The following is a 20552-nucleotide window of genomic DNA, read 5'->3' on the forward strand; positions in this document are numbered from 1 at the left end:
GCCTGCGTCAACGCCTGCGCCTGCCGAAAGCCCCGCGCCAGTGGCGCACCCCGATGCTTCCCTCTTCGTCGGCGATCCATGCCTCGAACCCGGGATCGCTTCCGCGTCGCGTCCCGAGAATTGCGCGCCGCGTCCGGTTCGTCAAGGCCTCCACCTCTGGGAGATCGTCACGTGAGGCCACGTCCGGGCAACGAAGATCACCATACTCGCACTCCGGCCCGAGGCAACGCAGCCGTGGCGAGCACGCCGAAGGGCGACCACCCGTATGGGTGATCGCCCTTGGCATGGTGTCCGTTACGCCTGAGGCGCTGTGGACGTGAGTCGGGGACTCAGCGGGGTCACTTGACCTCGACGGAGGCGCCGGCGCCCTCGAGGGCCTCCTTGGCCTTGTCCGCGGCGTCCTTGGCGACCTTCTCCAGGACCGGCTTCGGGGTGCCGTCCACGAGGTCCTTGGCCTCCTTCAGGCCCAGCGAGGTCAGCTCACGCACGACCTTGATGACCTGGATCTTCTTGTCGCCGGCACCGGTGAGGATGACGTCGAACTCGTCCTTCTCCTCGGCGGCCTCGGCGGCACCGCCACCGGCGGCACCACCGGCGACGACGACCGGCGCGGCAGCGGCGGCGGTGACGTCGAACTTCTCCTCGAACGCCTTCAGGAACTCGGAGAGCTCCATGAGGGTCATCTCCTCGAACTGCGCGAGCAGGTCTTCCTGGCTGAGCTTCGCCATGATGGGCGATCCTTCCACTAAATCGGCTGGTGCCGGATGTACATGTAAGGCGGGCGTACGTCAGGCCCGCTGTGGCGTCCCCGCCCAGGCGCACCTAGGCGACGGCTGCCAGTGTGCGAGCCGAATTACTCGGCACCGCCCTGCTCGGCCAGCTTGACGCGAAGCGCTTCCGTGGTACGGGCGAACTTCGACGGCAGCGCCTGGAAGAGCGAGGCAGCCTGGGACTGCTTGCCCTTCATGGCACCGGCCAGCTTGCTGAGCAGAACCTCGCGGGACTCGAGGTCCGCAAGCTTCTTGATCTCGTCGGCGGACAGCGCCTTGCCTTCAAGGACACCGCCCTTGATGACGAGAGCGGGGTTGTCCTTGGCGAAGTCACGAAGACCCTTCGCCGCCTCGACCGGGTCACCGGTCACGAAGGCGACAGCCGTCGAGCCCTTGAGGTGCTCGTCCAGCTGAATCCCGGCCTCATTGGCCGCGATCTTGGTCAGCGTGTTCTTCACCACACGGTACTGAGCGTTCTCGCCGAGAGAACGGCGCAGATCCTTGAGCTGCGCCACAGTCAGTCCGGTGTAAGAGGTGACAACCGCCGCGTTGGACGCACGGAGCTTCTCCGTGATCTCTGCAACGGCTGCGTTCTTCTCGGACGTCGCCATGAGCCTCGGCCTCCTTCCGGGTGATGAGGACCGCACAGAAGGGGCTGGGCAAAACAAACGCCCCGGCGCAGGCGCACGGGGCGATACTCGACCAGGCTCACGCCCGGGAGTTCTTCCACAGTCACCTGCGCAGGCCGTCCGCAGCTAGCGGATCCTTCGGCCACCACACGCCCGGGGGTCGGACGCGCGGAGACAACCAGCGGTCTTTGGCTTCCCGGACACGGTACGGGAACGGCCTGCGCCAGGCAAATCGGATACGTCAGTCAGCCCTGGGCGAGGGCCTTCTGCTTCTCGGCGGCTTCCTTGAGCATCTTGAACAGGTCGACGGTCTCGTCCTCGGCGGGGGTGCTCACCTCGGCCTTGGCCCCGTAGTCGTAGAGGTCCATCTGCATCTTCGTCAGGCCCTGCTTGCCGTCCATGGCGATGTTCATCTTCGAGGGGTAGTCGTCCTCGTTGACCCACACGTCGATGTCGTACCCCGTGACACCCGCCTTCTTGACACGCTCCAGCAGCTTCTTCCGCTCCTCCGGGCTGAGCGCGTCGGCCTGCTTGTTGCTCTTGAGGGCCTCGTCGACGGTCAGCTTGCCCTTGTAGTGCTGGTTCTGCTTGCCGTCGATCTTCTCGGCGCCGACGTGCTTGATGCTGGGCGAGTCGAGCATCAGGGCGAGCTGCTGGGCCGGGTCCTGGTTCATGTCGTCCAGGCCGCGGGTCATCTGCTGGACGGCCTTCTCGTCACCCGACGCCTCGGCGGCCGCCTTCAGGTCGAGCTTGAGCCACCGCTTGCCCTCCATGTCCTGGCCGGGCATCTGGCCGGCCTCCATGTACATGGCGCCGTCCTTCATGATCATGCGCATCTTCTGCGGCCCCCCGGAGGCGGCGGCGACCTTGGACATGTCCACGGTCATATCCATGACGGACGGGTTCCAGCCCGTGACGCCCTCGGCCTTCATGTCCCCGCCGCCGGCCGCCGCCGGGCCGGGCATGGACATCGCCATGCGGAACTTCGCCGACTTGGCGGCCCGGGTCTTCTTGTACGCGGCGGTGACGGCCTGCGCGGGCGTGCGCGACTGTGCCTGCGCACCCGCCTTGTCCGAGCCGCCGTCCTTCTCCGCGCCGTTCTGACAGCCGGCGACACCGGCCACCAGCGCGACCGCGGCCACGGAGATCCCCACCCTGCGTATGGTCGTGCGCTGCACCTTCCACCCCTCTATGTACGTACTTTACGAATTTTTGTTCTTCGCACAGTAACGCACGGCTATGACGGGCCAACGGCCCGGCGGTGCGACGGCCGAACGCCTTCGGCCCCGCCCTCCGCGAAGGAGGACGGGGCCGAAGGCTCGCGTGTGCGCTACGAGGCGTCGATCAGGGGATCAGACGGCCTCGTCCTCGACGAGGAGGTTGCGGGTGCGGTTGACATCCACCGGGATGCCGGGGCCCATCGTGGTGGTGATGGTGGTCTTCTTGATGTACCGGCCCTTGGCAGCGGACGGCTTGAGGCGGCTGATCTCCTCCAGCGCCGCGGCGTAGTTCTCCACCAGCTTGGTCTCGTCGAAGGAGGCCTTGCCGATGATGAAGTGGAGGTTCGCGTGCTTGTCCACGCGGAACTCGATCTTGCCGCCCTTGATGTCGGTGACAGCCTTGGCGACATCCGGGGTGACGGTGCCGGTCTTCGGGTTCGGCATCAGACCACGCGGACCGAGCACGCGGCCGAGGCGGCCGACCTTGCCCATCAGGTCCGGGGTGGCGACGACGGCGTCGAAGTCCAGGCGGCCCTTGGAGACCTCGTCGATCAGTTCGTCGGAGCCGACGATGTCGGCGCCCGCGGCTTCCGCGGCCGCAGCACGGTCACCGGTCGCGAAGACCAGGACCCGGGCGGTCTTACCGGTGCCGTGCGGGAGGTTCACGGTGCCACGGACCATCTGGTCGGCCTTGCGCGGGTCGACACCCAGGCGCATGGCGACCTCGACGGTCGCGTCGAACTTGGCGGACGAGGTGTCCTTGGCGAGACGGACGGCCTCGAGCGGGGCGTACACGCGCTCCCGGTCGATCTTCGCGTCCGCGTTGCGAAGAGTCTTGCTGCGCTTCACTTCTGCTCCTGATGAGTGGGGTGGAGTCGTGGTACGGACCAGCGCCTGGTCCTGCCACGGTGCCCTTACGGGCCGAGGTCAGCGGAGGCTGAGGATCAGCCCTCGACCGTGATGCCCATGGAACGGGCGGTGCCGGCGATGATCTTCGACGCGGCGTCCAGGTCGTTGGCGTTCAGGTCGGGCATCTTGGTGGTGGCGATCTCGCGGACCTGCGCCTCGGTGATCTTGGCGACCTTGGTCTTGTGCGGCTCGCCGGAGCCCTTCTCCACGCCCGCGGCCTTCAGGATGAGCTTCGCGGCCGGCGGGGTCTTGGTGACGAAGGTGAAGGAACGGTCCTCGTAGACCGTGATCTCCACCGGCACGACCATGCCACGCTGCGACTCGGTCGCGGCGTTGTAGGCCTTGCAGAACTCCATGATGTTGACGCCGTGCTGACCCAGCGCAGGGCCGACCGGCGGGGCCGGGTTCGCGGCGCCGGCCTGGATCTGGAGCTTGATGAGCCCCGTGACCTTCTTCTTCTTGGGAGGCATAGCTCTCCGGGTCCTTTCGATTCGGGTCTATACCGTCGGCCGGGTTGCTCTCCCGGCTGAAGGCATACCGCACAACGATAGCGGGTATGGATGCGCGGCTAAAAACCGCGCAGGTCAGACCGTCCCCCGCCAGGGAGTACCCCCGGCGAAAGCTCCGTCTGACCTGCGCGGAAGCGGTACGCCTGAAGGGGCCGGCCCGCCCGGACCGGCCCCTTCAGGATCAGTTCTTCTGGATCTGGTCGAAGGAGAGCTCCACCGGCGTCTCCCGGCCGAAGATCTCCACCAGGCCCTTGACCTTCTTCGAGTCGGCGTTGATCTCGTTGATCGTCGCCTGCAGCGTCGCGAACGGGCCGTCGGTGACGGTGACGGAGTCGCCCACCTCGAAGTCCAGCACCTGGACCTCGACCTTGCGGGACGGCGCCGGCTTGCCCTCGGCCGCGGCGGCCTCCTTGGCGGCCTTCTCCTCGGCCTCCGGGGCGAGCATCTTGACGATCTCGTCCAGCGTCAGCGGGTACGGGTCGTAGGCGTTGCCGACGAAGCCGGTGACGCCCGGCGTGTTGCGGACGACGCCCCAGGACTCGTTCGTCAGATCCATGCGCACGAGCACATAGCCCGGGAGCTTGTTCTGGCGGATGGTCTTGCGCTCGCCGTTCTTGATCTGGGCGACCTCTTCCTGCGGCACCTCGGCCTGGAAGATGTAGTCCTCGACGTTCAGCGAGACGGCGCGCTGCTCAAGGTTGGTCTTCACGCGGTTCTCGTAGCCCGCGTAGGTGTGGATGACGTACCACTCACCGGGGAGGCCGCGCAGCTCGTCGCGGAGGGCGGCCACCGGGTCGGCCGGCTCCTGCTCCTCGGCGTCCGCTGCCTCGGCCGCCTCTTCGGCGGACTCGACGTGCACCGCGGCCTCTTCGGCGGGCTCGCCGGCCGCGGCGTCCTCGGCGTCGAGCTCGTCGACGGTGTCGGCGCCCTCGACGATGTCGCGCGCGGTGTCCTCGCCCTCGACCTCGGCCGGGGCAGCCGCGTCAACGTCGGCCGCTGCCGTCTCGGCGGAGTCGGCGGCGTCGTTCAGGTTCGGGTCAGACACGGTGGCTGCTTCTTCCTGGCTTCAAGGGGTTGAACATGCGAAATGGATGCCCGCGCAGGCTCCCTCCGCGGGATCAGCCGAAGACGTACCCGACGACTCGGTTGATTCCCAAGTCAAGCACGGTTACGAGACCAATCATGATGACAACGAAGACGATCACCACAGTGGTGTACGTCGACAGCTGGCCACGCGTGGGCCAGACGACCTTACGCAGCTCCGCGACGATCTGGCGGTAAAAGAGTGCGAGACGCGCGAAGGGGCCCTTCTTACCGCGCTTGCCGCCACGGCGGGGCTTTTTCTGGGACTCGGCGGCCTCGTCCTCGGAACGACCGCGCTCAGGCATGTCGATGGAGCCCAGGGCGTCCGTCACTCGTCCTCACCTGAATCCGGGTCGTGGCCGTGCCGCGCCCGGTGGAGCCGCACGGCGGTGCATACGTACGCGTGCACGCACTGCGGTGAAGAGTGCGTGTAGCAGGGCCGGAGGGACTTGAACCCCCAACCGCCGGTTTTGGAGACCGGTGCTCTACCAATTGAGCTACGACCCTTTGTGGTTCCCCAACCTACCGCATGCGGCCGACTGCACTAAGTGCGTGCGTCGCGGCGACCCGTTGGGAGCCAACGGTCAGCGAGTGTACGTGGTTCCGGGCCGGGCGTCGAACAGGATCCTCCCGGGCGGCGCCCGCAAACCCGTGTGCCGGGCCCGTCGGGGGTCTGCAACGATGCCTTCATGAGCCCTGCAAACCCATCCGTACCGTCCGCCAGCGACCGCCGGGTCTCGGCCCGCGTCGGTTCGATCTCCGAGTCCGCGACCCTCGCCGTCGACGCCAAGGCGAAGGCCCTCAAGGCCGCCGGACGCCCGGTGATCGGGTTCGGCGCCGGTGAGCCCGACTTCCCCACGCCGGACTACATCGTCGAGGCCGCCGTCGAGGCCTGCCGCAACCCGAAGTACCACCGCTACACCCCGGCCGGCGGCCTCCCCGAGCTGAAGTCCGCGATCGCCGCGAAGACGCTGCGCGACTCCGGCTACGAGGTCGAGGCGGCGAACGTCCTGGTGACGAACGGCGGCAAGCAGGCCATCTACGAGGCGTTCGCCGCCATCCTGGACCCGGGTGACGAGGTCATCGTCCCTGCGCCCTACTGGACCACCTACCCGGAGTCGATCCGGCTCGCGGGCGGCGTCCCCGTCGAGGTCGTCGCCGACGAGACCACCGGCTACCGCGTGACCGTCGAGCAGCTGGAGGCGGCCCGTACGGAGCACACCAAGGTGCTGCTCTTCGTCTCGCCGTCCAACCCGACCGGCGCGGTCTACACCCGTGACCAGGTCGAGGCGGTCGGCCGCTGGGCCGCCGAGCACGGCCTGTGGGTGCTGACCGACGAGATCTACGAGCACCTGGTCTACGGCGACGCCACGTTCTCGTCGCTGCCGGTGGTCGTGCCCGAGCTGCGCGACAAGTGCATCATCGTCAACGGCGTGGCGAAGACGTACGCGATGACCGGCTGGCGGGTGGGGTGGGCGATCGGCCCCAAGGACGTCATCAAGGCCGCCACGAACCTCCAGTCGCACGCCACCTCCAACGTCTCCAACGTCGCGCAGGCCGCGGCCATCGCGGCGGTCTCCGGTGACCTGACGGCCGTCGAGGAGATGAAGACCGCCTTCGACCGGCGCCGCCGGACGATCGTGCGGATGCTCAACGAGATCGACGGAGTCCTCTGCCCGGAGCCGGAGGGCGCGTTCTACGCCTACCCGTCGGTGAAGGAGCTGCTGGGCAAGGAGATCCGCGGCAAGCGCCCGGCGACGAGCGTCGAGCTGGCCGAGCTGATCCTGGAGGAGGCGGAGGTCGCCGTCGTCCCGGGCGAGGCCTTCGGCACCCCCGGCTACCTGCGGCTGTCGTACGCGCTCGGCGACGAGGACCTGGTCGAGGGCGTGTCCCGGATCCAGAAGCTGCTGGCGGAGGCGAAGTAGCGCCACGCGCCGAGTGGGCCGAGCGGGCAGCCGGGAGGTGTTCCGGCTGCCCGCTCAGCCGTTCTGCGGGACACCCCTTCGCGAAAGGCCCTACCGGCCGGGGGCCCGCGTGCGGCAAGATCTCCGAATGGAGAGCAACCGTGCCCGCGACGGAGCCGGCGTCCGAGACCTGCGCCGGCTGCCGAAGGCCCATCTGCACCTGCATTTCACCGGCTCGATGCGGCCCGCGACCCTGCTGGACCTCGCCGACAAGTACGGCGTCCATCTGCCGGAGGCGCTGAGCAGCGGAAAGCCGCCCAAGCTGCGGGCCACGGACGAGCGCGGCTGGTTCCGCTTCCAGCGGCTGTACGACATCGCCCGGTCGTGTCTGCGCGCGCCCGAGGACATCCAGCGGCTGGTGCGCGAGGCCGCCGAGGAGGACGTCCGCGACGGGTCGCGCTGGCTGGAGATCCAGGTCGACCCGACCTCGTACGCGCCGCGGCTGGGCGGCCTGATCCCGGCGCTGGAGATCATCCTGGACGCGGTGCACGGCGCCTCCCGCGACACCGGCCTGGGCATCCGCGTCCTGGTCGCGGCGAACCGTACGAAGCACCCGCTGGACGCCCGTACGCTGGCCCGGCTCGCGGTGCGCTACGCCGACCGGGGCGTGGTCGGCTTCGGGCTCTCCAACGACGAACGGCGGGGTTTCGCCCGCGACTTCGACCGGGCCTTCGCCATCGCCCGGGAGGGCGGGCTGCTGGCCGCCCCGCACGGCGGTGAGCTGTCCGGTCCGGCCAGTGTCCGGGACTGCCTGGACGATCTGCACGCGGGGCGGGTGGGGCACGGCGTGCGGGCCGTGGAGGACCCCGCGCTGCTGCGCCGGCTGGCCGCGCGCGGGGTGACCTGCGAGGTGTGCCCGACGTCGAATGTGGCGCTGGGGGTCTACGAGAAGCAGGCGGACGTACCGCTGCGGACCCTCTTCGACGCCGGTGTGCCGATGGCGCTGGGCGCGGACGACCCGCTGCTGTTCGGGGCGCGGCTGGCCGCCCAGTACGAGGCCGCCCGGACCGCGCACGGCTTCACCGACGAGGAACTGGCCGAGCTGGCCCGCCAGTCGGTCCGCGGCTCGCGCGCCCCGGAGGACGAGCGGCGGCGGCTGCTGGCGGACATCGACGCCTGGCTGGCCTCCTGACCTCACCGACTCACGTGAGTCGGTGACCTGACAAGGGGCCTTACAGGCTGACGCCGACCGTCACCGGCTCGTTCACCAGCGTGACCCCGAAGGCCTCCCGCACGCCGTCCCGGACCTCCCGGGCCAGCGCGAGCAGGTCCTCCGTGGTGGCCTCGCCGCGGTTGGTGAGCGCGAGGGTGTGCTTGGTGGAGATCCGGGCCGGGCCCGTGCCGTAGCCCTTGGTGAAGCCGGCCCGGTCGATGAGCCAGGCGGCGGAGGTCTTCACCAGACCGTCGCCGGCCGGGAAGGCGGGCGGGGCGGTGTCGGGGCCGAGGCGGTCCTGGACGCGCCCCAGGAAGGCGGCGTGCTCGGCCTCGGTGAGGACCGGGTTGGTGAAGAAGGAGCCGGCCGACCAGGTGTCGTGGTCCGCGGGGTCCAGCACCATGCCCTTGCCCGCGCGCAGGGCCAGGACGGTCTTCCGGGCGATGGCCACCGGGACGCGGTCGCCGGCCTCGACGCCGAGGGCGCGGGCGGTCTCGGCGTACTTCAGGGGCGCGGAGAGGCCGCCGGCGTCCTCCAGGGCGAAGCGCACCCGGAGCACCACGAACCGGTCCGGGTGCTCCTTGAAGCGGCTGTGGCGGTAGGCGAAACCGCACTCGTCGCCGGGGATGACGACCGTCTCGCCGGCGCGGCGGTCGTAGGCGACGACCTCGGTGACCGTGGCGGAGACGTCCTGGCCGTACGCGCCCACGTTCTGGATCGGGGTGGCGCCCGCCGAGCCGGGGATGCCGGCCAGGCACTCGATACCGGCCAGGCCGGCCTCGACCGCACGGGCGACCGCGTCGGACCAGTTCTCGCCGGCGGCGAGTTCCAGTGCCGTGCCGTCGAGCCGGAAGCCCGTGGTGGCGATGCGCAGAGCGGTGCCGTCGAAGCCCTTGTCGCCGATGACGAGGTTGCTGCCGCCGCCGATGATCAGCAGCGGGGTGCCGGCGTCGTCCGCCGCGCGGACGGTGGCGATCACCTCCTCGTCGGTGGCGGCCGTGACGAGGCGGGTCGCCGGGCCGCCGAGGCGGAAGGTGGTCAGCGGGGCGAGGGGGGCGTCATGGAGTTCCTGCACCCGGCCAAGGGTACGGGCACCCGGTGACACCACCGGGTGCCCGTACCCGTCTATGCCCGAGGTGCGGACGCTCAGGCCAGGCGGACCACCGCGCGGGCCATGCCCAGCACCTTCTGGCCCGCGCTCCGCGCGGTGAGGTCGACCCGGACCGTACGGGCCTCGTCGTCGAGCTTGGCCGCGACCTTGGCGCTGACCTCTATCACGGCGCCGTTGTCGTCGTTGGGGACGATGACCGGCTTGGTGAAGCGCACGCCGTACTCGACGACCGCGCCCGGGTCGCCGGTCCAGTCGGTGACCACCCGGACCGCCGCGGCCATGGTGAACATGCCGTGGGCGATGACGTCCGGCAGCCCGACCTCCTTGGCGAACTTCTCGTTCCAGTGGATGGGGTTGAAATCGCCGGAGGCGCCCGCGTACCTGACGAGTGTGGCCCGGCTCACGGGAAAGTCCTGCGCCGGGAGTTCGGTGCCGGCCTCGACCTCGTCGTAGGAAATCTTGGCAGTCATCTCAGGCCTCCTCCTTCGCGGCACGGACGACCAGCTTGGTGAAAGCGGTGACGACGTGTTCGCCCGCTTCGTCGTGCACCTCGCCGCGGATGTCGATGATGTCGTTGCCGGCCATCGACTTGATCGCCTCGATGGTGGAGGTGACGGTCAGCCGGTCACCGCTGCGTACCGGCCGCGTGTAGGCGAACTTCTGGTCGCCGTGCACCATGCGGTCGTAGTCCAGGCCCAGTTGCGGGTCCGCGACGACCTCTCCCGCGGCCGCGAAAGTGATCGCGAACACAAAAGTCGGCGGTGCGATCACATCGGGGTGGCCGAGTGCCCTGGCCGCTTCGGCATCGGTGTAAGCGGGGTTGGTGTCACCGATCGCCTCGGCGAATTCCCGGATCTTCTCCCGGCCGACCTCGTAAGGCGTGGTGGGCGGATACGTACGGCCGACAAAGGACTGGTCGAGCGCCATGGCCCGCAACCTCCGTTTACTGATGGTGATAACGCCGTGAGGCCGCCCCCATTCCTGGGGACGGCCTCACGGACGAGCCTGTGTTATCGCGTCTCGCGGTGCGCGGTGTGCGAGTTGCAGCGCGGGCAGTGCTTCTTCATCTCCATGCGGTCCGGGTTGTTACGCCGGTTCTTCTTGGTGATGTAGTTCCGCTCCTTGCACTCCACGCAGGCCAGCGTGATCTTCGGGCGGACGTCGGTGGCAGCCACGTGAGTGCTCCTTGACGGACGGATGGACGGATTAACGCAGAAAAGAGTAGCCGATCGAAGGACCGACCCCACAATCGGCTACTGTCTGTAGCGGTGACCGGACTTGAACCGGTGACACAGCGATTATGAGCCGCTTGCTCTACCGACTGAGCTACACCGCTGCGATGCGCGTGGACCCCGTCCGAAGACGGGAGCCTCACACATCAGAGCCCCAAAACGGAATCGAACCGTTGACCTTCTCCTTACCATGGAGACGCTCTGCCGACTGAGCTATTGGGGCGAGCGATGAAGACATTACACGGCCCGCCGCCAAACGTGAAATCCGTACCGGCGGCCGCGGCCCGCCCGCCCCGCGCACCACACCGGTACGACTATTGCGCGCCTGCGCCAAGCTCCCCCGGCGGCGCCCTAATCTCAAAGGCACGCTGCGTGATCATGTACGCCGGGCCCTCGAGGAGCGCGATGACCGACAGCACTTCGCCGCAGCCGCAGCCCCAGCCGGGAAAGCCGGGCGGCCCCGGCCGGCGCACCAGGGCGGACAGCGGCGCGCTGGTCCTGTGCGGCGCCCGGCTCGCCGACGGCCGCACCGTGGACGTACGGCTGGGCGGCGGATGCATCGAGGCCGTGGGGACGGCCGGCAGCCTCGCCCCGCAGGGCTCCCGCGTCGACCTGGCCGGCTACCTCCTGCTGCCCGCCCCCGCCGAGCCCCACGCGCACTGCGACACCGCGCTGACGGCGGACTCCGAGGGCCCGGCCTCCGACTCCCCCGACGATGTCCAGCGGCGCACCACCGAGGCCGCGCTGCTGCAGCTGGGGCACGGCGCCACCGCCTCCCGCAGCCATGTCCGGATCGGCGACGTACAGGGGCTGCGCTCCCTGCAGGCGGTGCTCCAGGCCCGCCGGTCGCTGCGCGGGCTGGCCGATCTGGCGGCGGTCGCGGTGCCGCGGGTGCTGACCGGGGTGGCCGGCGCGGACGGGCTGGCGATGCTGCGGGACGCGGTGAAGATGGGCGCCTCGGTGATCGGCGGCTGCCCCGACCTGGATCCCGATCCGGCCGGATACGTCGAGACGGTCCTGGAGCTGGCGGGGGAACACGGCTGCCCGGTGGACCTGCACACCGACGGTGACGACCCGGCCCGGCTGGCCCGCTTCGCGGCGATGTCCGGCGGACTTCGGCCGGGCGTCGCACTCGGCCCGTGCGCCGGGATGGCCCGGATGCCGCGCAGTGTGGCGGCCCGGGTCGCCGAGCAGCTGGCCGCCGCCGATGTGGCCGTCGTCTGCCTGCCGCAGGGCGACTGCACGGGCCTGGAGCGCTACGGCTCGCGGGTGGCGCGGCCGGCTCCGGTACGGCTGCTGCGGGCGGCCGGGGTGCGGGTGGCGGCCGGCAGCGGGGCGCTGCGGGACGTGGCGAACCCGGTGGGGCGCGGTGACCCGTTGGAGGCCGCGTACCTCCTGGCGTCTCTGGGCGAGGCCACGCCGGAGGCGGCGTACGAGGCGGTGAGCTCGGCGGCGCGGGCGACGCTGGGCCTGCCGGAGGTCCGCGTCGAGGCGGGCTTCCCCGCGGAGCTGCTGGCGGTGCGCGGCGAACGGATCGCCGGGGTGCTCTCCCTGGCCTACAGCCGGATCGTGGTCCACCGGGGGCGGGTGGTCGCCCGCACCAGCGCGGTGCGCGAGTACTGCGACTCCGCGGCCGAGGTGGCACTGGAACTGCCCCGGCAGTCACAGCGTTAGGTGTTCCGTCCGGAGGGGCTTCCCGGAGGGGTTGGCGGCGCTTCGCCCGGCCGGTCCCCCGCTCGCCGGCGGCACGTGGGCGTACCGTCGTGATCATGCGCATTGTCATCGCAGGTGGACATGGTCAGATCGCGCTGCGGCTGGAGCGGTTGCTCGCCGCGCGCGGGGACGAGGTCGCGGGTGTCATCCGCCGGACCGAGCAGGCCGGCGACGTGCTGGCCGCGGGCGCCGAGCCGGTGGTCTGCGACCTGGAGGCGGCATCGGTCCCGGATGTCGCCCGGCATCTGGAGGGCGCCGACGCGGCGGTCTTCGCGGCGGGCGCGGGCCCGGGCAGCGGCGCCGCGCGCAAGGACACGGTGGACCGTGGCGCGGCGGCGCTGTTCGCGGACGCCGCCGAGGCGGCGGGCGTACGCCGCTTCCTCGTCGTCTCCTCCATGGGCGCGGACCGCGAGCCGCCGGCGGGCACCGACCCGGTGTTCGCCGCGTATCTGCGGGCGAAGGGCGCCGCGGACGCGGACGTACGCGCCCGCGCCGGCCTGGACTGGACGATCCTGCGGCCCGGACGGCTGACCGACGGCACCGGCACCGGCCTGGTGCGGCTCGCCGAGACCACCGGGCGCGACGAGGTGACCCGCGACGACGTGGCGGCCGTCCTGGTGGAGCTGCTCGACGAGCCGGGCACCATCGGCCGCACCCTGGAGCTGATCGGCGGCGACGTCCCGGTCCCCGAGGCCGTACGCGCCGTAGCCGCCGGATGAGGACACGAACCGCCGCGTGAGGTCACGAACCGCCGAGTAAGGACACGAACCGTCGCATGAGGACATGAAAAACCCCTCCTCTCTCTGCCGTTCTCGCAGAGAGAGGAGGGGTTTTCGCTACCTGTGGCGGCGCTAGGATTCGAACCTAGGAAGGCGAAGCCGGCAGATTTACAGTCTGCTCCCTTTGGCCGCTCGGGCACACCGCCAGGTTTTACCGACAAAGAGCCGCTGTGGGCGGCGCTCCGTGGCAACGACGTAAACGATACCTGATGCCCAGGGGTGCTCCGCCACTCGATTCGGAACCGCTGGATCTTGGCCGGGTGGCTAGGCTTGGCAAGCGGTCCGGGCACGGTCCGCACCCTGACGGATCTACGTACGAGGAGCCAACTCAACATGGCCGACTCCAGTTTCGACATCGTCTCGAAGGTAGAGCGGCAGGAGGTCGACAACGCCCTCAACCAGGCCGCCAAGGAGATCTCCACGCGCTACGACTTCAAGGGCGTGGGCGCGTCCATCGCCTGGTCGGGCGAGAAGATCGAGATGCGGGCCAACGCCGAGGAGCGGGTCAAGGCCGTGCTCGACATCTTCCAGTCCAAGCTGGTCAAGCGCGGGATCTCACTGAAGGCGCTGGACGCCGGTGAGCCGCAGGCCTCGGGCAAGGAGTACAAGATCTTCGCCTCGATCGAGGAGGGGATCTCCCAGGAGAACGCCAAGAAGGTCGCCAAGATCATCCGCGATGAGGGCCCGAAGGGCGTCAAGGCGCAGGTGCAGGGCGACGAGCTGCGGGTCAGCTCGAAGAGCCGGGACGACCTGCAGGCGGTACAGCAGCTGCTGAAGGGCAAGGACCTGGACTTCGCCCTCCAGTTCGTGAACTACCGGTGATCAACCGGCCTGACCTGCACGAACGCGGCTAGGCAGACTGCGCAGGGCACAACGGGGGCACATCGCCGAGGACAGCCTCGACGGCAGCCCGCGTTGTGTCTTCCTCATCGGGCCACAGGTGCGTATACGTGTCGAGCGTGATCGACGGCTTCGTGTGCCCGAGCCGCTTCTGCACGGTCTTCACGTTCTCACCGTGCTTGATCAGCAGCGAGGCGTAGAAGTGCCGTAGGTCGTGCAGGCTGGCCCCCTCGGGGATCACCACCCGGGCCGGTTCGCGCCCCTCGGGCTTGCCGGCGCGTACCCATGCCGCGTGCGCAGTGTCGTACGCCTTGGCGAGCGCCTCGCCCGCACGCTTGCGGGACCTCCCCCACACCTGCGACCAGGCGCCGCGCCGGAACACTTCCCGATGCTGGTTGAGGAAGAGGAGCCGCGCCGTGCGGGTACGGGGTTTCCGCGGGTCCGTACGATCCTCGATCTTCACGCCATGCGCCGGGAACTGTTCGAGATGCGCGGCGAGCGCGTCGACCACTGCTTTCGTGAGCGGCACCGTGCGATAGCTCTGATGGGTCTTGGGTTCGCCGAGGTACGGCTCGCCGTCGTCCGGGTCGACGAGTTGCTGACGCACCTTGACCTCCCGGCGCAGGAAGTCGATGCAGTCGACCTCCAGGCCGAACAGTTCCCCTTGGCGCAGCCCCGATGACGCCGCGAGCAGGTACAGGGCGCGGAATCTCGGCGCCGCCGCTTCGATGAGCGCCCGTACGGCGTCGTTGTGCAGGGGCGTGACCTCGGCTTTCCGCTGGCGCGGCAGCCGAACGCCGTCACACGGGTTGCTCGCGATGATCCGGTCTCGTACGGCCGCCTTCAGGGGCGTGACCAGATAGGCGTACGTGACCTCTAGCGTCGAGGGCGCCAGCACCTGCGAACGGTCCTTTATCCAGGCTCGTATGTCCGACGCCCGTATGCCGGCAACCGGCCGATCACCGAACATCGGATAGATGTGATTGCGCAGCCCACGCTCAACGCGTGACGCCGTGGTGGGCCGGTGGACTGCGGACGTGCGCCACCGCTCGGCGACGGCCCGGAAGCTCTCTTTGCCGGCCGAGGGGGCGATGTACAGACCACGATCAAGGTCGGCCTTGACGGCGGCCGCGCGCGTGTCGGCGTCGGCCTTCTTGCCAAGTTCTCTTTGCACTGCTTCCCGCTGGCGTCACGCCAGCGGACCTGCCACCGCTTCCCCTTGCCGTGCTCGCTGCTCGGCACCAGCTTCCGCGTCTTGCTGGTGTGCTCGCCGCACTCCTTGTCGTCCTTACCCGGACGGGACTTGTGCCAGCGGTCGTAAACCTCAGCCATCCGTTTCCCTCCCCTTGCTGGGCAGCCCCTCTGCCTCTGTGAGTACCGCTCGATCGGACTGTGCGCTGCGCCGTCCCCCGTACGCCTTCACGACCGGTTCGAGCTCGGCCAAGAGCGCTCGCGTGATGTGGCCGCGTGCGGATTGGAGAGCGCGCCTGCCTTCCGGCAGGTCGCCCCGCTCGCGTAGTCGCACCTCGCGTTCCGCGGCCAGGCCGTGCCCCCAGGTCTCGCGCGCCGCGTAGGCGACGTAATGCGGCGTGACACCGAGCCGCTTCGCTGCCTTGGCCTCCGCTTCATCGGGCTTGTCCTGCGTGTAGCGCACCTGTGCGTCGGCCGGCCAGGGGGAGCGCTCCGACAGCTCTGTCACCGCCTGCGCCACGCGGCCGGCCAACTCCTCTCCGGTCTGGTCGCTCCACCCCTTCACGTGCCAGCCGCCGGGGGTTCTCAGGGCGCGGGCGCTGGGGTTGTAGTCCCCGCCGAGCACGCGCCGCACCTCGCGGTCGTAGACGCCCAGGTCGGGCGTCAGCCAGAGCGTTCCCTCGGGCAGCAGTTCCCCCAACGGGCGCCCGTAGATCAGCGGCAGTACGACCAGCTCGACGGCGGAAAGTGCACGCTGCCCGCGCTCGATCTGTCCCACAGTCGGACGGTGCCACGAGAGCCCGAGCTGTTGCGCCGTGCGCGCCACGTCTTCGGCTGTACGCCCCTTCTCCTCCCGTACGCGCTGCAACTGTCGGCCGATCGCCTTACCGAAGGCCGGGGCCTCTTCCAGGGCTCGCGTCCACTGATCGTCGACGCCGCCGGCGGCTGTGGAGCCGCCCTGCTGTTCTCGCTCGTTGCCATCACTTCGACTCATGGAGCGAAAGAATACATTCCGCTGGACACGGGTGCGAAAGATCGTTAAGTTTCGAGAGAACGATTTGATAACGCTTCAGCCGGAGGAATCCACACCATGTCCCGCGCTCAACTCACCGGCCTCGCCGCCCCGAAGCACCGCAAGCTCGCCACCGCGCAAGAGCTCGCCGACTACTGCGGCGTACCGCTCGCCACGGTCTACCAGTGGAGTCACCGCGGAGGTGGCCCCCGCATGATCAAGGTCGGCCGCCACCTGCGCGCCCGCTGGGAGGACATAGAGCGCTGGCTCGACGAACAGGCGATAGACGCCGCATGACGCGCGTGCCACTCGCCCCGCCACGCACAAGGGCCGCCGAACTCGATCATCTTCGGGACCTCCCGAAAATGATCGCCCCCGCCACGCACAAGGGCCGCCGGCGCAGCCACGCCGACGGCCCGAACGCCCTCGCTCACCACTTCGCCAGTGATCGCTGGCGGCACCGGATCTCTCACCACCCGGGCCGCCCAGAAGGACGCACCACCATGCAGACTACGTACCCCCGCCGCCCGCTCACCCCGCCCGCCATGGCCTACCGCCTCCGCGTCCGGCACGGATGGGTCGCGCTGCCCCAACCGACAAGGGAGTTCGGCGGGCTGGCCCCCGTCCCGTACGGCTACCGGGCCGACATCTACATCGGGGCCGCGCGCGATATCGATGCGCACACCGCGCAGCAGCTCGCCACCGCCCTGGATGGCTGCGCGTTCTACACCGTGCGCGGCACCGACCCGCAGGGCCTCGCCGCCGTTGGTGACGCGCTGGACGCCCTGATCGGCGACGTCGCAGCGGGGAGGACCGTTTGAGTTCCCCGGCCCCCGATCCGCTGCGCGTCGCCCTGCGGCTGGCCGGCCAGGGCTACGCCGTGCACCCGCTCGCCCCTGGCATGAAAGTGCCCGTGCGCGGCTGCGGCCGCTGCTCCCCCGGTACCACCGACCGGCCCAACCCTGCCTACGTCGAACACGACGGGCACACCTGCCCCTGCCACGCTGACGGCCACCCCTGTCATGGGGTGCTGGCCGCCACGACTGACCCCGACCGCCTCACTACCTGGTGGGCGAACATGCCCGCGGCCGGGGTCGGCGTGGCCGCCGGCCCGTCCGGGCTGGTGATCCTCGACGTCGATTGCCACGGCGGGGAACCCCCGGCCGACCCCGAGAAGCTACTGCCCGGCATCGAACTGCCCGACGACATCACGCCAGGGAGCATCGTGGACGGCCGGGACGTCCTGGCGCTGCTGGTGGAGGCGCGCCACGCCACGCTGCCCGGCTGCGCCCCGGAAACACTGACCGTGCGGACGCCGTCGGATGGGCTGCACTACTGGTTCCGAGCCCCGGCCCGTACCGTCTGGCGCCCCCAAGCAGGGGCGCTGGGCTGGTAGTTGGACGTACGGGCCGGATCGTCGTACGCCGTCGCTCCGGGCACTGTCACACGCGATGGCGCCTACACCGCCCTCGGGGACTGCCGTACGGTCGCCGAGCTGCCGGTGTGGCTGACCCGCGACCTCGACCGCACCGGCCACCGCGTACACCCGAACGCCCCCGCGTCGTCCTGCCCTGGCGCTCCTCTCATCGCGTGGACAACGGGTATGTCGCCGCTGCTGTCGAGGCCGAGCTGCGCGCCGTCGCCCAGGCTCCGGCTGGCACCCGCAACGCCACGCTCAACCGCGCCGCGTTCAGCCTCGGCACCCTGTGCGGTGCCGGCCGCCTCGACCGCGTCCATGTCGCCGGCGTCCTCGCCGACGCCGCCCGGCACGCCGGGCTCGGCGAGCGGGAAGCCGAAGCCGCGATTCGCTCGGGCCTCGCCGCCGGCGAGCGCCACCCGCGTCCGCTTGCCGGAGCCGCCGCGTGACCCAGGCCCCGACCTTCAATCCCACCGCCGCCGCGCGTACCGTCGTCCCCTTTCAACGGCCGGAAATGGGCACGGAGCAGCCGCGCGCGCCGAAGTCCGAGCGCCAGCCGCCGCAGGCCGAGCTGCTGCGCGTCCTCGGGCAGAACCGTTTCCGCTACCTGCATCACAACGGCGCACCGTACGCCGTGGCCTACGCCGGCCCGCCCGTCGCCGTACCCCTGCACGCCACCGCCCACACGGGCACCGGCAGCCTGCGCCAACACCTCATCCACGCGTCCGTGACCGAGCACAACCGCACACCATCGCAATCCGCGCTCGCCGACGCCCTCGCCGCCCTCGACGCGCTCGCGATGCACGCCCCCGAGACGGAGCTGCACCTGCGTGTTGCTCCCGACCCGCACGACCCTGCGGTGTCGTGGCTCGACCTCGGCCGCGCCGACGGGGAGTCGGTACGCCTGTCTCCGGAGGGCTGGCAGTTGACGTACCCGGACGTCGAGGCAGGCCCGATCTGGCGGCGCAGCAGGCTGATTCGCCCGCTACCGCGCCCGGACCGCCCAGCAGGCGGCTGGCAAGCGGGCATCGAAGAATTCGCCGCGCTGTTGCCGTTCACCGCCGAGACGCTCCCGCTCGCCGTCGGCTGGCTGCTCGCCGCCCTACGCCCCGCCATCCCGCGCCCCATCGCCTACCTCACCGGCGAGCAGGGTACGGGCAAGAGCACGTCCGGGCAGATGCTCGCCGGGGTCGTCGAGGGTGCCCGCGCCCCGCTGCGACAGGCCCCCGAGGGTCCACGCGACCTCGGTCCGACTACCGCCGCCGGGTGGGTGCTGGCGCTGGACAACCTCTCGGGGATGCAGGGCTGGCTGTCCGACGCGCTGTGCCGTGTCGTCACCGGCGACGCCCAGGTAACCCGCGCCCTGTACACCGACGACGACAACGTGCTCACCTACCAGCGCCCCGTCCTGCTCACGGGCATTGACCTCGGCGCGCTCCGCAACGACCTCGCCGAACGCATGATGCCGCTCGAACTCCAACCCATCCCCCGCCACAAGCGGCGCACCGCCGGCACCTTGTGGACGGCGTACGAGCGGGCGCACCCGCGCATCCTCGGCGCGCTGCTCGACCTCGCCGCCACCGTGTGGGCCGACCTGCCGCACGCCGCCGCCGACTTGACCGAACGCCCGCGGCCGACTTCGCCGAACTGCTGCACGCCCTCGACCGCGTGACGGGATGGCGCAGCCTCGAGACGTTCAACCGTGCGCAAGACGCGCTGAACGAGGCAGCCATCGACGGGAACCCCGTTGCCTCCACCCTGCGCGAGTGGGTCACCGCGCCCACCTTCCCGCTCGGCGGATGGACCGGAACCATGACCGAGCTGCTCGCCATCCTCGACGAACGCACCAACCCACACAGGAAGGAATGGCCACGTACCCCGCGGGTCCTCAGCGGCCGCATTACACAGAGCGCACCCGCCCTGCGGTCCATCGGCATCCGGGTCGAGCGCGCTACGGGCAGCAAGAAGAACGGCAGGCTGTACGACGTCACCCACACCCCACCCACATAGCCCCTACAGGCCCCTGCGCGCCCCGGCACCGCACCCCGCCGCCCCGGGGCGCTCCCATGCCCGGGGGGCGCAGAGGGGACGCACGGGGGACGCTAAGGGGACGCACCCTGCCCCTGCTGCGCCCCACCAGTTCCCCACCCCCGCCAGCGGAAACGGACGAACCGGCCACGCAAGGGGACGCAGGGGACGCAGAAACCCCCACTCCTCTCTGTCCCAATGAGAAAAGGAGAGAGGAGCGCAGAGAGCAGCCCGGAAACTGCGCCCCCTCCGCCCCCGCGTCCCCCGCCGTTCCTGGAATGTCTCGCTGCGACCGGTCGCGTCATTGAGCACGGGCGCGCGCGAATACCACACCCCACCGACAACAGCGATGAACTGGCCCGACTCCTCGGCACAGCCGCTAACCATCGACCGGTCGACGCCCCTCCCACGCGCGGGGCGGGAAAGGAACCCCCTTCTTCGCAGCGCCGCGCAAAAGGTCCGCGGCCAGCATGCATCAAGCAGCTTCATACCACCGCCGGCAACAGGGATCATGTTGACATCGCCGTCAAGATGATCCCTGGGAGGCCCCTCCCCTACGGGTCGTCTAGGAAGCCAGCACCTGATCGAGGTACTCCTGAACCGGTTCGTAGAGCCCGTAAGGCACGTACCCGGGGATTTCGGAGTGCCGGCACCATATGAGTTCGGCGAGTTCCTCGGGGTCTGCGACGTATGCGGTTCCGGACACGACGTCGCATGCCGTGTACGACATGAGCCGCTGCGTCTTCGGGTGCACACGTTCGCCGAGCAGCTTGACCGCGGACACCGTCAGACCGGTCTCCTCGCTCGTCTCGCGAACGGCCGCTTCCTCCGCCGACTCTCCCCGCTCGATCTCCCCCGCGGGAAACTGCCACGACAGCTCCCCTTCCTTCACCCGGCGTCGAACCAGCAGGACCCTGCCCCCATCGACGACGATCGCGGCCGAGATGCCGGGGCGCGCTGCGGTGGTCTGCTCCGTCATGGGTGCTCCTCCA

General features: G+C 70.0%; 25 protein-coding genes and 4 tRNA genes. 11 read left to right on the plus strand and 18 right to left on the minus strand.

What is annotated here, in order from left to right:
• Positions 1-338: 338 nt before the first annotated feature.
• From rplL to AZE13_RS14185, 8 genes are all read right to left on the minus strand, one after another.
• The gene (rplL, locus tag AZE13_RS14150; RefSeq protein ID WP_066930915.1) at positions 339-728 is read right to left on the minus strand and encodes a 50S ribosomal protein L7/L12; all 390 of its coding nucleotides are present in this window, start codon (positions 726-728) and stop codon (positions 339-341) included.
• 125 nt (positions 729-853) lie between these two features.
• Positions 854-1381: a 50S ribosomal protein L10 gene (gene rplJ, locus AZE13_RS14155; RefSeq protein WP_066930917.1), complete on the minus strand. Its 528-nt coding sequence runs from the start codon at positions 1379-1381 to the stop codon at positions 854-856.
• 263 nt (positions 1382-1644) lie between these two features.
• A complete protein-coding gene (locus AZE13_RS14160; protein WP_258527789.1) occupies positions 1645-2553 on the minus strand; it encodes a hypothetical protein in 909 nt (302 codons plus the stop codon).
• A gap of 198 nt (positions 2554-2751) precedes the next feature.
• Positions 2752-3468, minus strand: a complete 717-nt coding sequence (rplA, locus tag AZE13_RS14165) for a 50S ribosomal protein L1 (protein WP_066930921.1) — start codon at positions 3466-3468, stop codon at positions 2752-2754.
• A 95-nt stretch (positions 3469-3563) separates the two neighbouring features.
• Complete coding sequence (rplK, locus tag AZE13_RS14170; protein WP_016571043.1) at positions 3564-3998, minus strand: 50S ribosomal protein L11; 435 nt, start codon at positions 3996-3998, stop codon at positions 3564-3566.
• Between the two features lie 220 nt (positions 3999-4218).
• Entirely contained in the window at positions 4219-5082 is an 864-nt protein-coding gene (gene nusG, locus AZE13_RS14175; protein WP_066930923.1) for a transcription termination/antitermination protein NusG, read from the minus strand.
• 73 nt (positions 5083-5155) lie between these two features.
• Positions 5156-5452 carry a preprotein translocase subunit SecE gene (gene secE, locus AZE13_RS14180; RefSeq protein ID WP_066930925.1) on the minus strand — a complete coding sequence of 99 codons (297 nt, stop codon included), beginning with the start codon at positions 5450-5452 and terminating at the stop codon, positions 5156-5158.
• Positions 5453-5554: 102 nt separating this feature from the next.
• Positions 5555-5627, minus strand: a tRNA-Trp gene (locus AZE13_RS14185).
• Between the two features lie 182 nt (positions 5628-5809).
• Here AZE13_RS14185 and AZE13_RS14190 point away from each other — a divergent pair.
• Both AZE13_RS14190 and AZE13_RS14195 read left to right on the plus strand, forming a co-directional pair.
• On the plus strand, positions 5810-7045 hold the full coding sequence (locus tag AZE13_RS14190) for a pyridoxal phosphate-dependent aminotransferase (protein ID WP_066931396.1): 1236 nt from the start codon (positions 5810-5812) through the stop codon (positions 7043-7045).
• 127 nt (positions 7046-7172) lie between these two features.
• Positions 7173-8216, plus strand: a complete 1044-nt coding sequence (locus AZE13_RS14195; protein ID WP_066930927.1) for an adenosine deaminase — start codon at positions 7173-7175, stop codon at positions 8214-8216.
• A 40-nt stretch (positions 8217-8256) separates the two neighbouring features.
• Here AZE13_RS14195 and AZE13_RS14200 read toward each other — a convergent pair whose 3' ends face one another.
• The 6 genes from AZE13_RS14200 to AZE13_RS14225 all read right to left on the minus strand — a co-directional run bounded on the left by AZE13_RS14200 (position 8257) and on the right by AZE13_RS14225 (position 10803).
• A complete protein-coding gene (locus AZE13_RS14200; RefSeq protein WP_066930929.1) occupies positions 8257-9312 on the minus strand; it encodes a UDP-N-acetylmuramate dehydrogenase in 1056 nt (351 codons plus the stop codon).
• 71 nt (positions 9313-9383) lie between these two features.
• Positions 9384-9818: a MaoC family dehydratase gene (locus tag AZE13_RS14205; protein WP_066930931.1), complete on the minus strand. Its 435-nt coding sequence runs from the start codon at positions 9816-9818 to the stop codon at positions 9384-9386.
• 1 nt (position 9819) lies between these two features.
• Positions 9820-10275: a MaoC family dehydratase N-terminal domain-containing protein gene (locus AZE13_RS14210; RefSeq protein WP_066930933.1), complete on the minus strand. Its 456-nt coding sequence runs from the start codon at positions 10273-10275 to the stop codon at positions 9820-9822.
• An 83-nt stretch (positions 10276-10358) separates the two neighbouring features.
• A complete protein-coding gene (gene rpmG / locus AZE13_RS14215) occupies positions 10359-10523 on the minus strand; it encodes a 50S ribosomal protein L33 (RefSeq protein ID WP_007265873.1) in 165 nt (54 codons plus the stop codon).
• Between the two features lie 88 nt (positions 10524-10611).
• Positions 10612-10684: transfer RNA gene (locus AZE13_RS14220), tRNA-Met, on the minus strand.
• 46 nt (positions 10685-10730) lie between these two features.
• Positions 10731-10803: transfer RNA gene (locus AZE13_RS14225), tRNA-Thr, on the minus strand.
• Positions 10804-10985: 182 nt separating this feature from the next.
• On the opposite strand from AZE13_RS14225, the gene AZE13_RS14230 reads away from it, so the two are divergent.
• Both AZE13_RS14230 and AZE13_RS14235 read left to right on the plus strand, forming a co-directional pair.
• A complete protein-coding gene (locus AZE13_RS14230) occupies positions 10986-12254 on the plus strand; it encodes an amidohydrolase family protein (RefSeq protein WP_066930935.1) in 1269 nt (422 codons plus the stop codon).
• Positions 12255-12349: 95 nt separating this feature from the next.
• Positions 12350-13012, plus strand: coding sequence for an NAD(P)H-binding protein (locus AZE13_RS14235; protein WP_066931398.1), 663 nt, complete (start codon positions 12350-12352; stop codon positions 13010-13012).
• Between the two features lie 124 nt (positions 13013-13136).
• Here AZE13_RS14235 and AZE13_RS14240 read toward each other — a convergent pair.
• A tRNA-Tyr gene (locus AZE13_RS14240) sits at positions 13137-13218 on the minus strand.
• A 187-nt stretch (positions 13219-13405) separates the two neighbouring features.
• Between AZE13_RS14240 and AZE13_RS14245 the strand changes: the two genes are divergently transcribed.
• Positions 13406-13894 carry a YajQ family cyclic di-GMP-binding protein gene (locus AZE13_RS14245; RefSeq protein WP_066930937.1) on the plus strand — a complete coding sequence of 163 codons (489 nt, stop codon included), beginning with the start codon at positions 13406-13408 and terminating at the stop codon, positions 13892-13894.
• Positions 13895-13922: 28 nt separating this feature from the next.
• Here AZE13_RS14245 and AZE13_RS14250 read toward each other — a convergent pair whose 3' ends face one another.
• Together AZE13_RS14250 and AZE13_RS14255 are read right to left on the minus strand one after the other, a co-directional pair.
• Entirely contained in the window at positions 13923-14810 is an 888-nt protein-coding gene (locus AZE13_RS14250; RefSeq protein ID WP_258527821.1) for a tyrosine-type recombinase/integrase, read from the minus strand.
• A gap of 426 nt (positions 14811-15236) precedes the next feature.
• Entirely contained in the window at positions 15237-16097 is an 861-nt protein-coding gene (locus AZE13_RS14255) for a helix-turn-helix domain-containing protein (RefSeq protein WP_147264661.1), read from the minus strand.
• Between the two features lie 96 nt (positions 16098-16193).
• Here AZE13_RS14255 and AZE13_RS14260 point away from each other — a divergent pair, with 96 nt between their 5' ends.
• The 6 genes from AZE13_RS14260 (at position 16194) to AZE13_RS34005 (ending at position 19542) form a co-directional block, all read left to right on the plus strand.
• Positions 16194-16412 (plus strand): helix-turn-helix transcriptional regulator, encoded by a 219-nt coding sequence (locus AZE13_RS14260; protein WP_066930940.1) that lies wholly within the window; start codon positions 16194-16196, stop codon positions 16410-16412.
• Positions 16413-16618: 206 nt separating this feature from the next.
• Positions 16619-16936: a hypothetical protein gene (locus AZE13_RS14265; protein WP_066930942.1), complete on the plus strand. Its 318-nt coding sequence runs from the start codon at positions 16619-16621 to the stop codon at positions 16934-16936.
• Entirely contained in the window at positions 16933-17511 is a 579-nt protein-coding gene (locus AZE13_RS38040) for a bifunctional DNA primase/polymerase (protein ID WP_258527790.1), read from the plus strand. Before AZE13_RS14265 ends, AZE13_RS38040 begins: the two co-directional genes overlap by 4 nt.
• A 194-nt stretch (positions 17512-17705) precedes the next feature.
• Positions 17706-17981 (plus strand): hypothetical protein, encoded by a 276-nt coding sequence (locus tag AZE13_RS38045; protein ID WP_258527791.1) that lies wholly within the window; start codon positions 17706-17708, stop codon positions 17979-17981.
• Positions 17978-19204, plus strand: a complete 1227-nt coding sequence (locus AZE13_RS14275) for a hypothetical protein (RefSeq protein ID WP_079123982.1) — start codon at positions 17978-17980, stop codon at positions 19202-19204. The genes AZE13_RS38045 and AZE13_RS14275 overlap by 4 nt, the downstream gene beginning before the upstream one ends.
• The gene (locus AZE13_RS34005; protein ID WP_079123983.1) at positions 19201-19542 is read left to right on the plus strand and encodes a hypothetical protein; all 342 of its coding nucleotides are present in this window, start codon (positions 19201-19203) and stop codon (positions 19540-19542) included. The genes AZE13_RS14275 and AZE13_RS34005 overlap by 4 nt, the downstream gene beginning before the upstream one ends.
• A 583-nt stretch (positions 19543-20125) precedes the next feature.
• Here the strand turns inward: AZE13_RS34005 and AZE13_RS14280 are convergent.
• A complete protein-coding gene (locus AZE13_RS14280) occupies positions 20126-20539 on the minus strand; it encodes an NUDIX hydrolase (RefSeq protein WP_066930944.1) in 414 nt (137 codons plus the stop codon).
• Between the last annotated feature and the right edge of the window lie 13 nt (positions 20540-20552).

The organism is Streptomyces sp. NBRC 110611, from assembly GCF_001590865.1.
GTDB lineage: Bacteria > Actinomycetota > Actinomycetes > Streptomycetales > Streptomycetaceae > Streptomyces.

Coding starts and splice junctions, on each gene's coding strand:
- AZE13_RS14265 (WP_066930942.1), top strand. CDS start 16,619: ATGCAGACTACGTACCCCCGCCGCCCGCTCACCCCGCCCGCCATGGCC.
- rplK (WP_016571043.1), bottom strand. CDS start 3,998: ATGCCTCCCAAGAAGAAGAAGGTCACGGGGCTCATCAAGCTCCAGATC.
- AZE13_RS14190 (WP_066931396.1), top strand. CDS start 5,810: ATGAGCCCTGCAAACCCATCCGTACCGTCCGCCAGCGACCGCCGGGTC.
- AZE13_RS14235 (WP_066931398.1), top strand. CDS start 12,350: ATGCGCATTGTCATCGCAGGTGGACATGGTCAGATCGCGCTGCGGCTG.
- rplJ (WP_066930917.1), bottom strand. CDS start 1,381: ATGGCGACGTCCGAGAAGAACGCAGCCGTTGCAGAGATCACGGAGAAG.
- AZE13_RS14280 (WP_066930944.1), bottom strand. CDS start 20,539: ATGACGGAGCAGACCACCGCAGCGCGCCCCGGCATCTCGGCCGCGATC.
- AZE13_RS14195 (WP_066930927.1), top strand. CDS start 7,173: ATGGAGAGCAACCGTGCCCGCGACGGAGCCGGCGTCCGAGACCTGCGC.
- AZE13_RS14210 (WP_066930933.1), bottom strand. CDS start 10,275: ATGGCGCTCGACCAGTCCTTTGTCGGCCGTACGTATCCGCCCACCACG.
- AZE13_RS14260 (WP_066930940.1), top strand. CDS start 16,194: ATGTCCCGCGCTCAACTCACCGGCCTCGCCGCCCCGAAGCACCGCAAG.
- AZE13_RS14255 (WP_147264661.1), bottom strand. CDS start 16,097: ATGAGTCGAAGTGATGGCAACGAGCGAGAACAGCAGGGCGGCTCCACA.
- AZE13_RS14205 (WP_066930931.1), bottom strand. CDS start 9,818: ATGACTGCCAAGATTTCCTACGACGAGGTCGAGGCCGGCACCGAACTC.
- rplL (WP_066930915.1), bottom strand. CDS start 728: ATGGCGAAGCTCAGCCAGGAAGACCTGCTCGCGCAGTTCGAGGAGATG.
- AZE13_RS14230 (WP_066930935.1), top strand. CDS start 10,986: ATGACCGACAGCACTTCGCCGCAGCCGCAGCCCCAGCCGGGAAAGCCG.
- AZE13_RS14245 (WP_066930937.1), top strand. CDS start 13,406: ATGGCCGACTCCAGTTTCGACATCGTCTCGAAGGTAGAGCGGCAGGAG.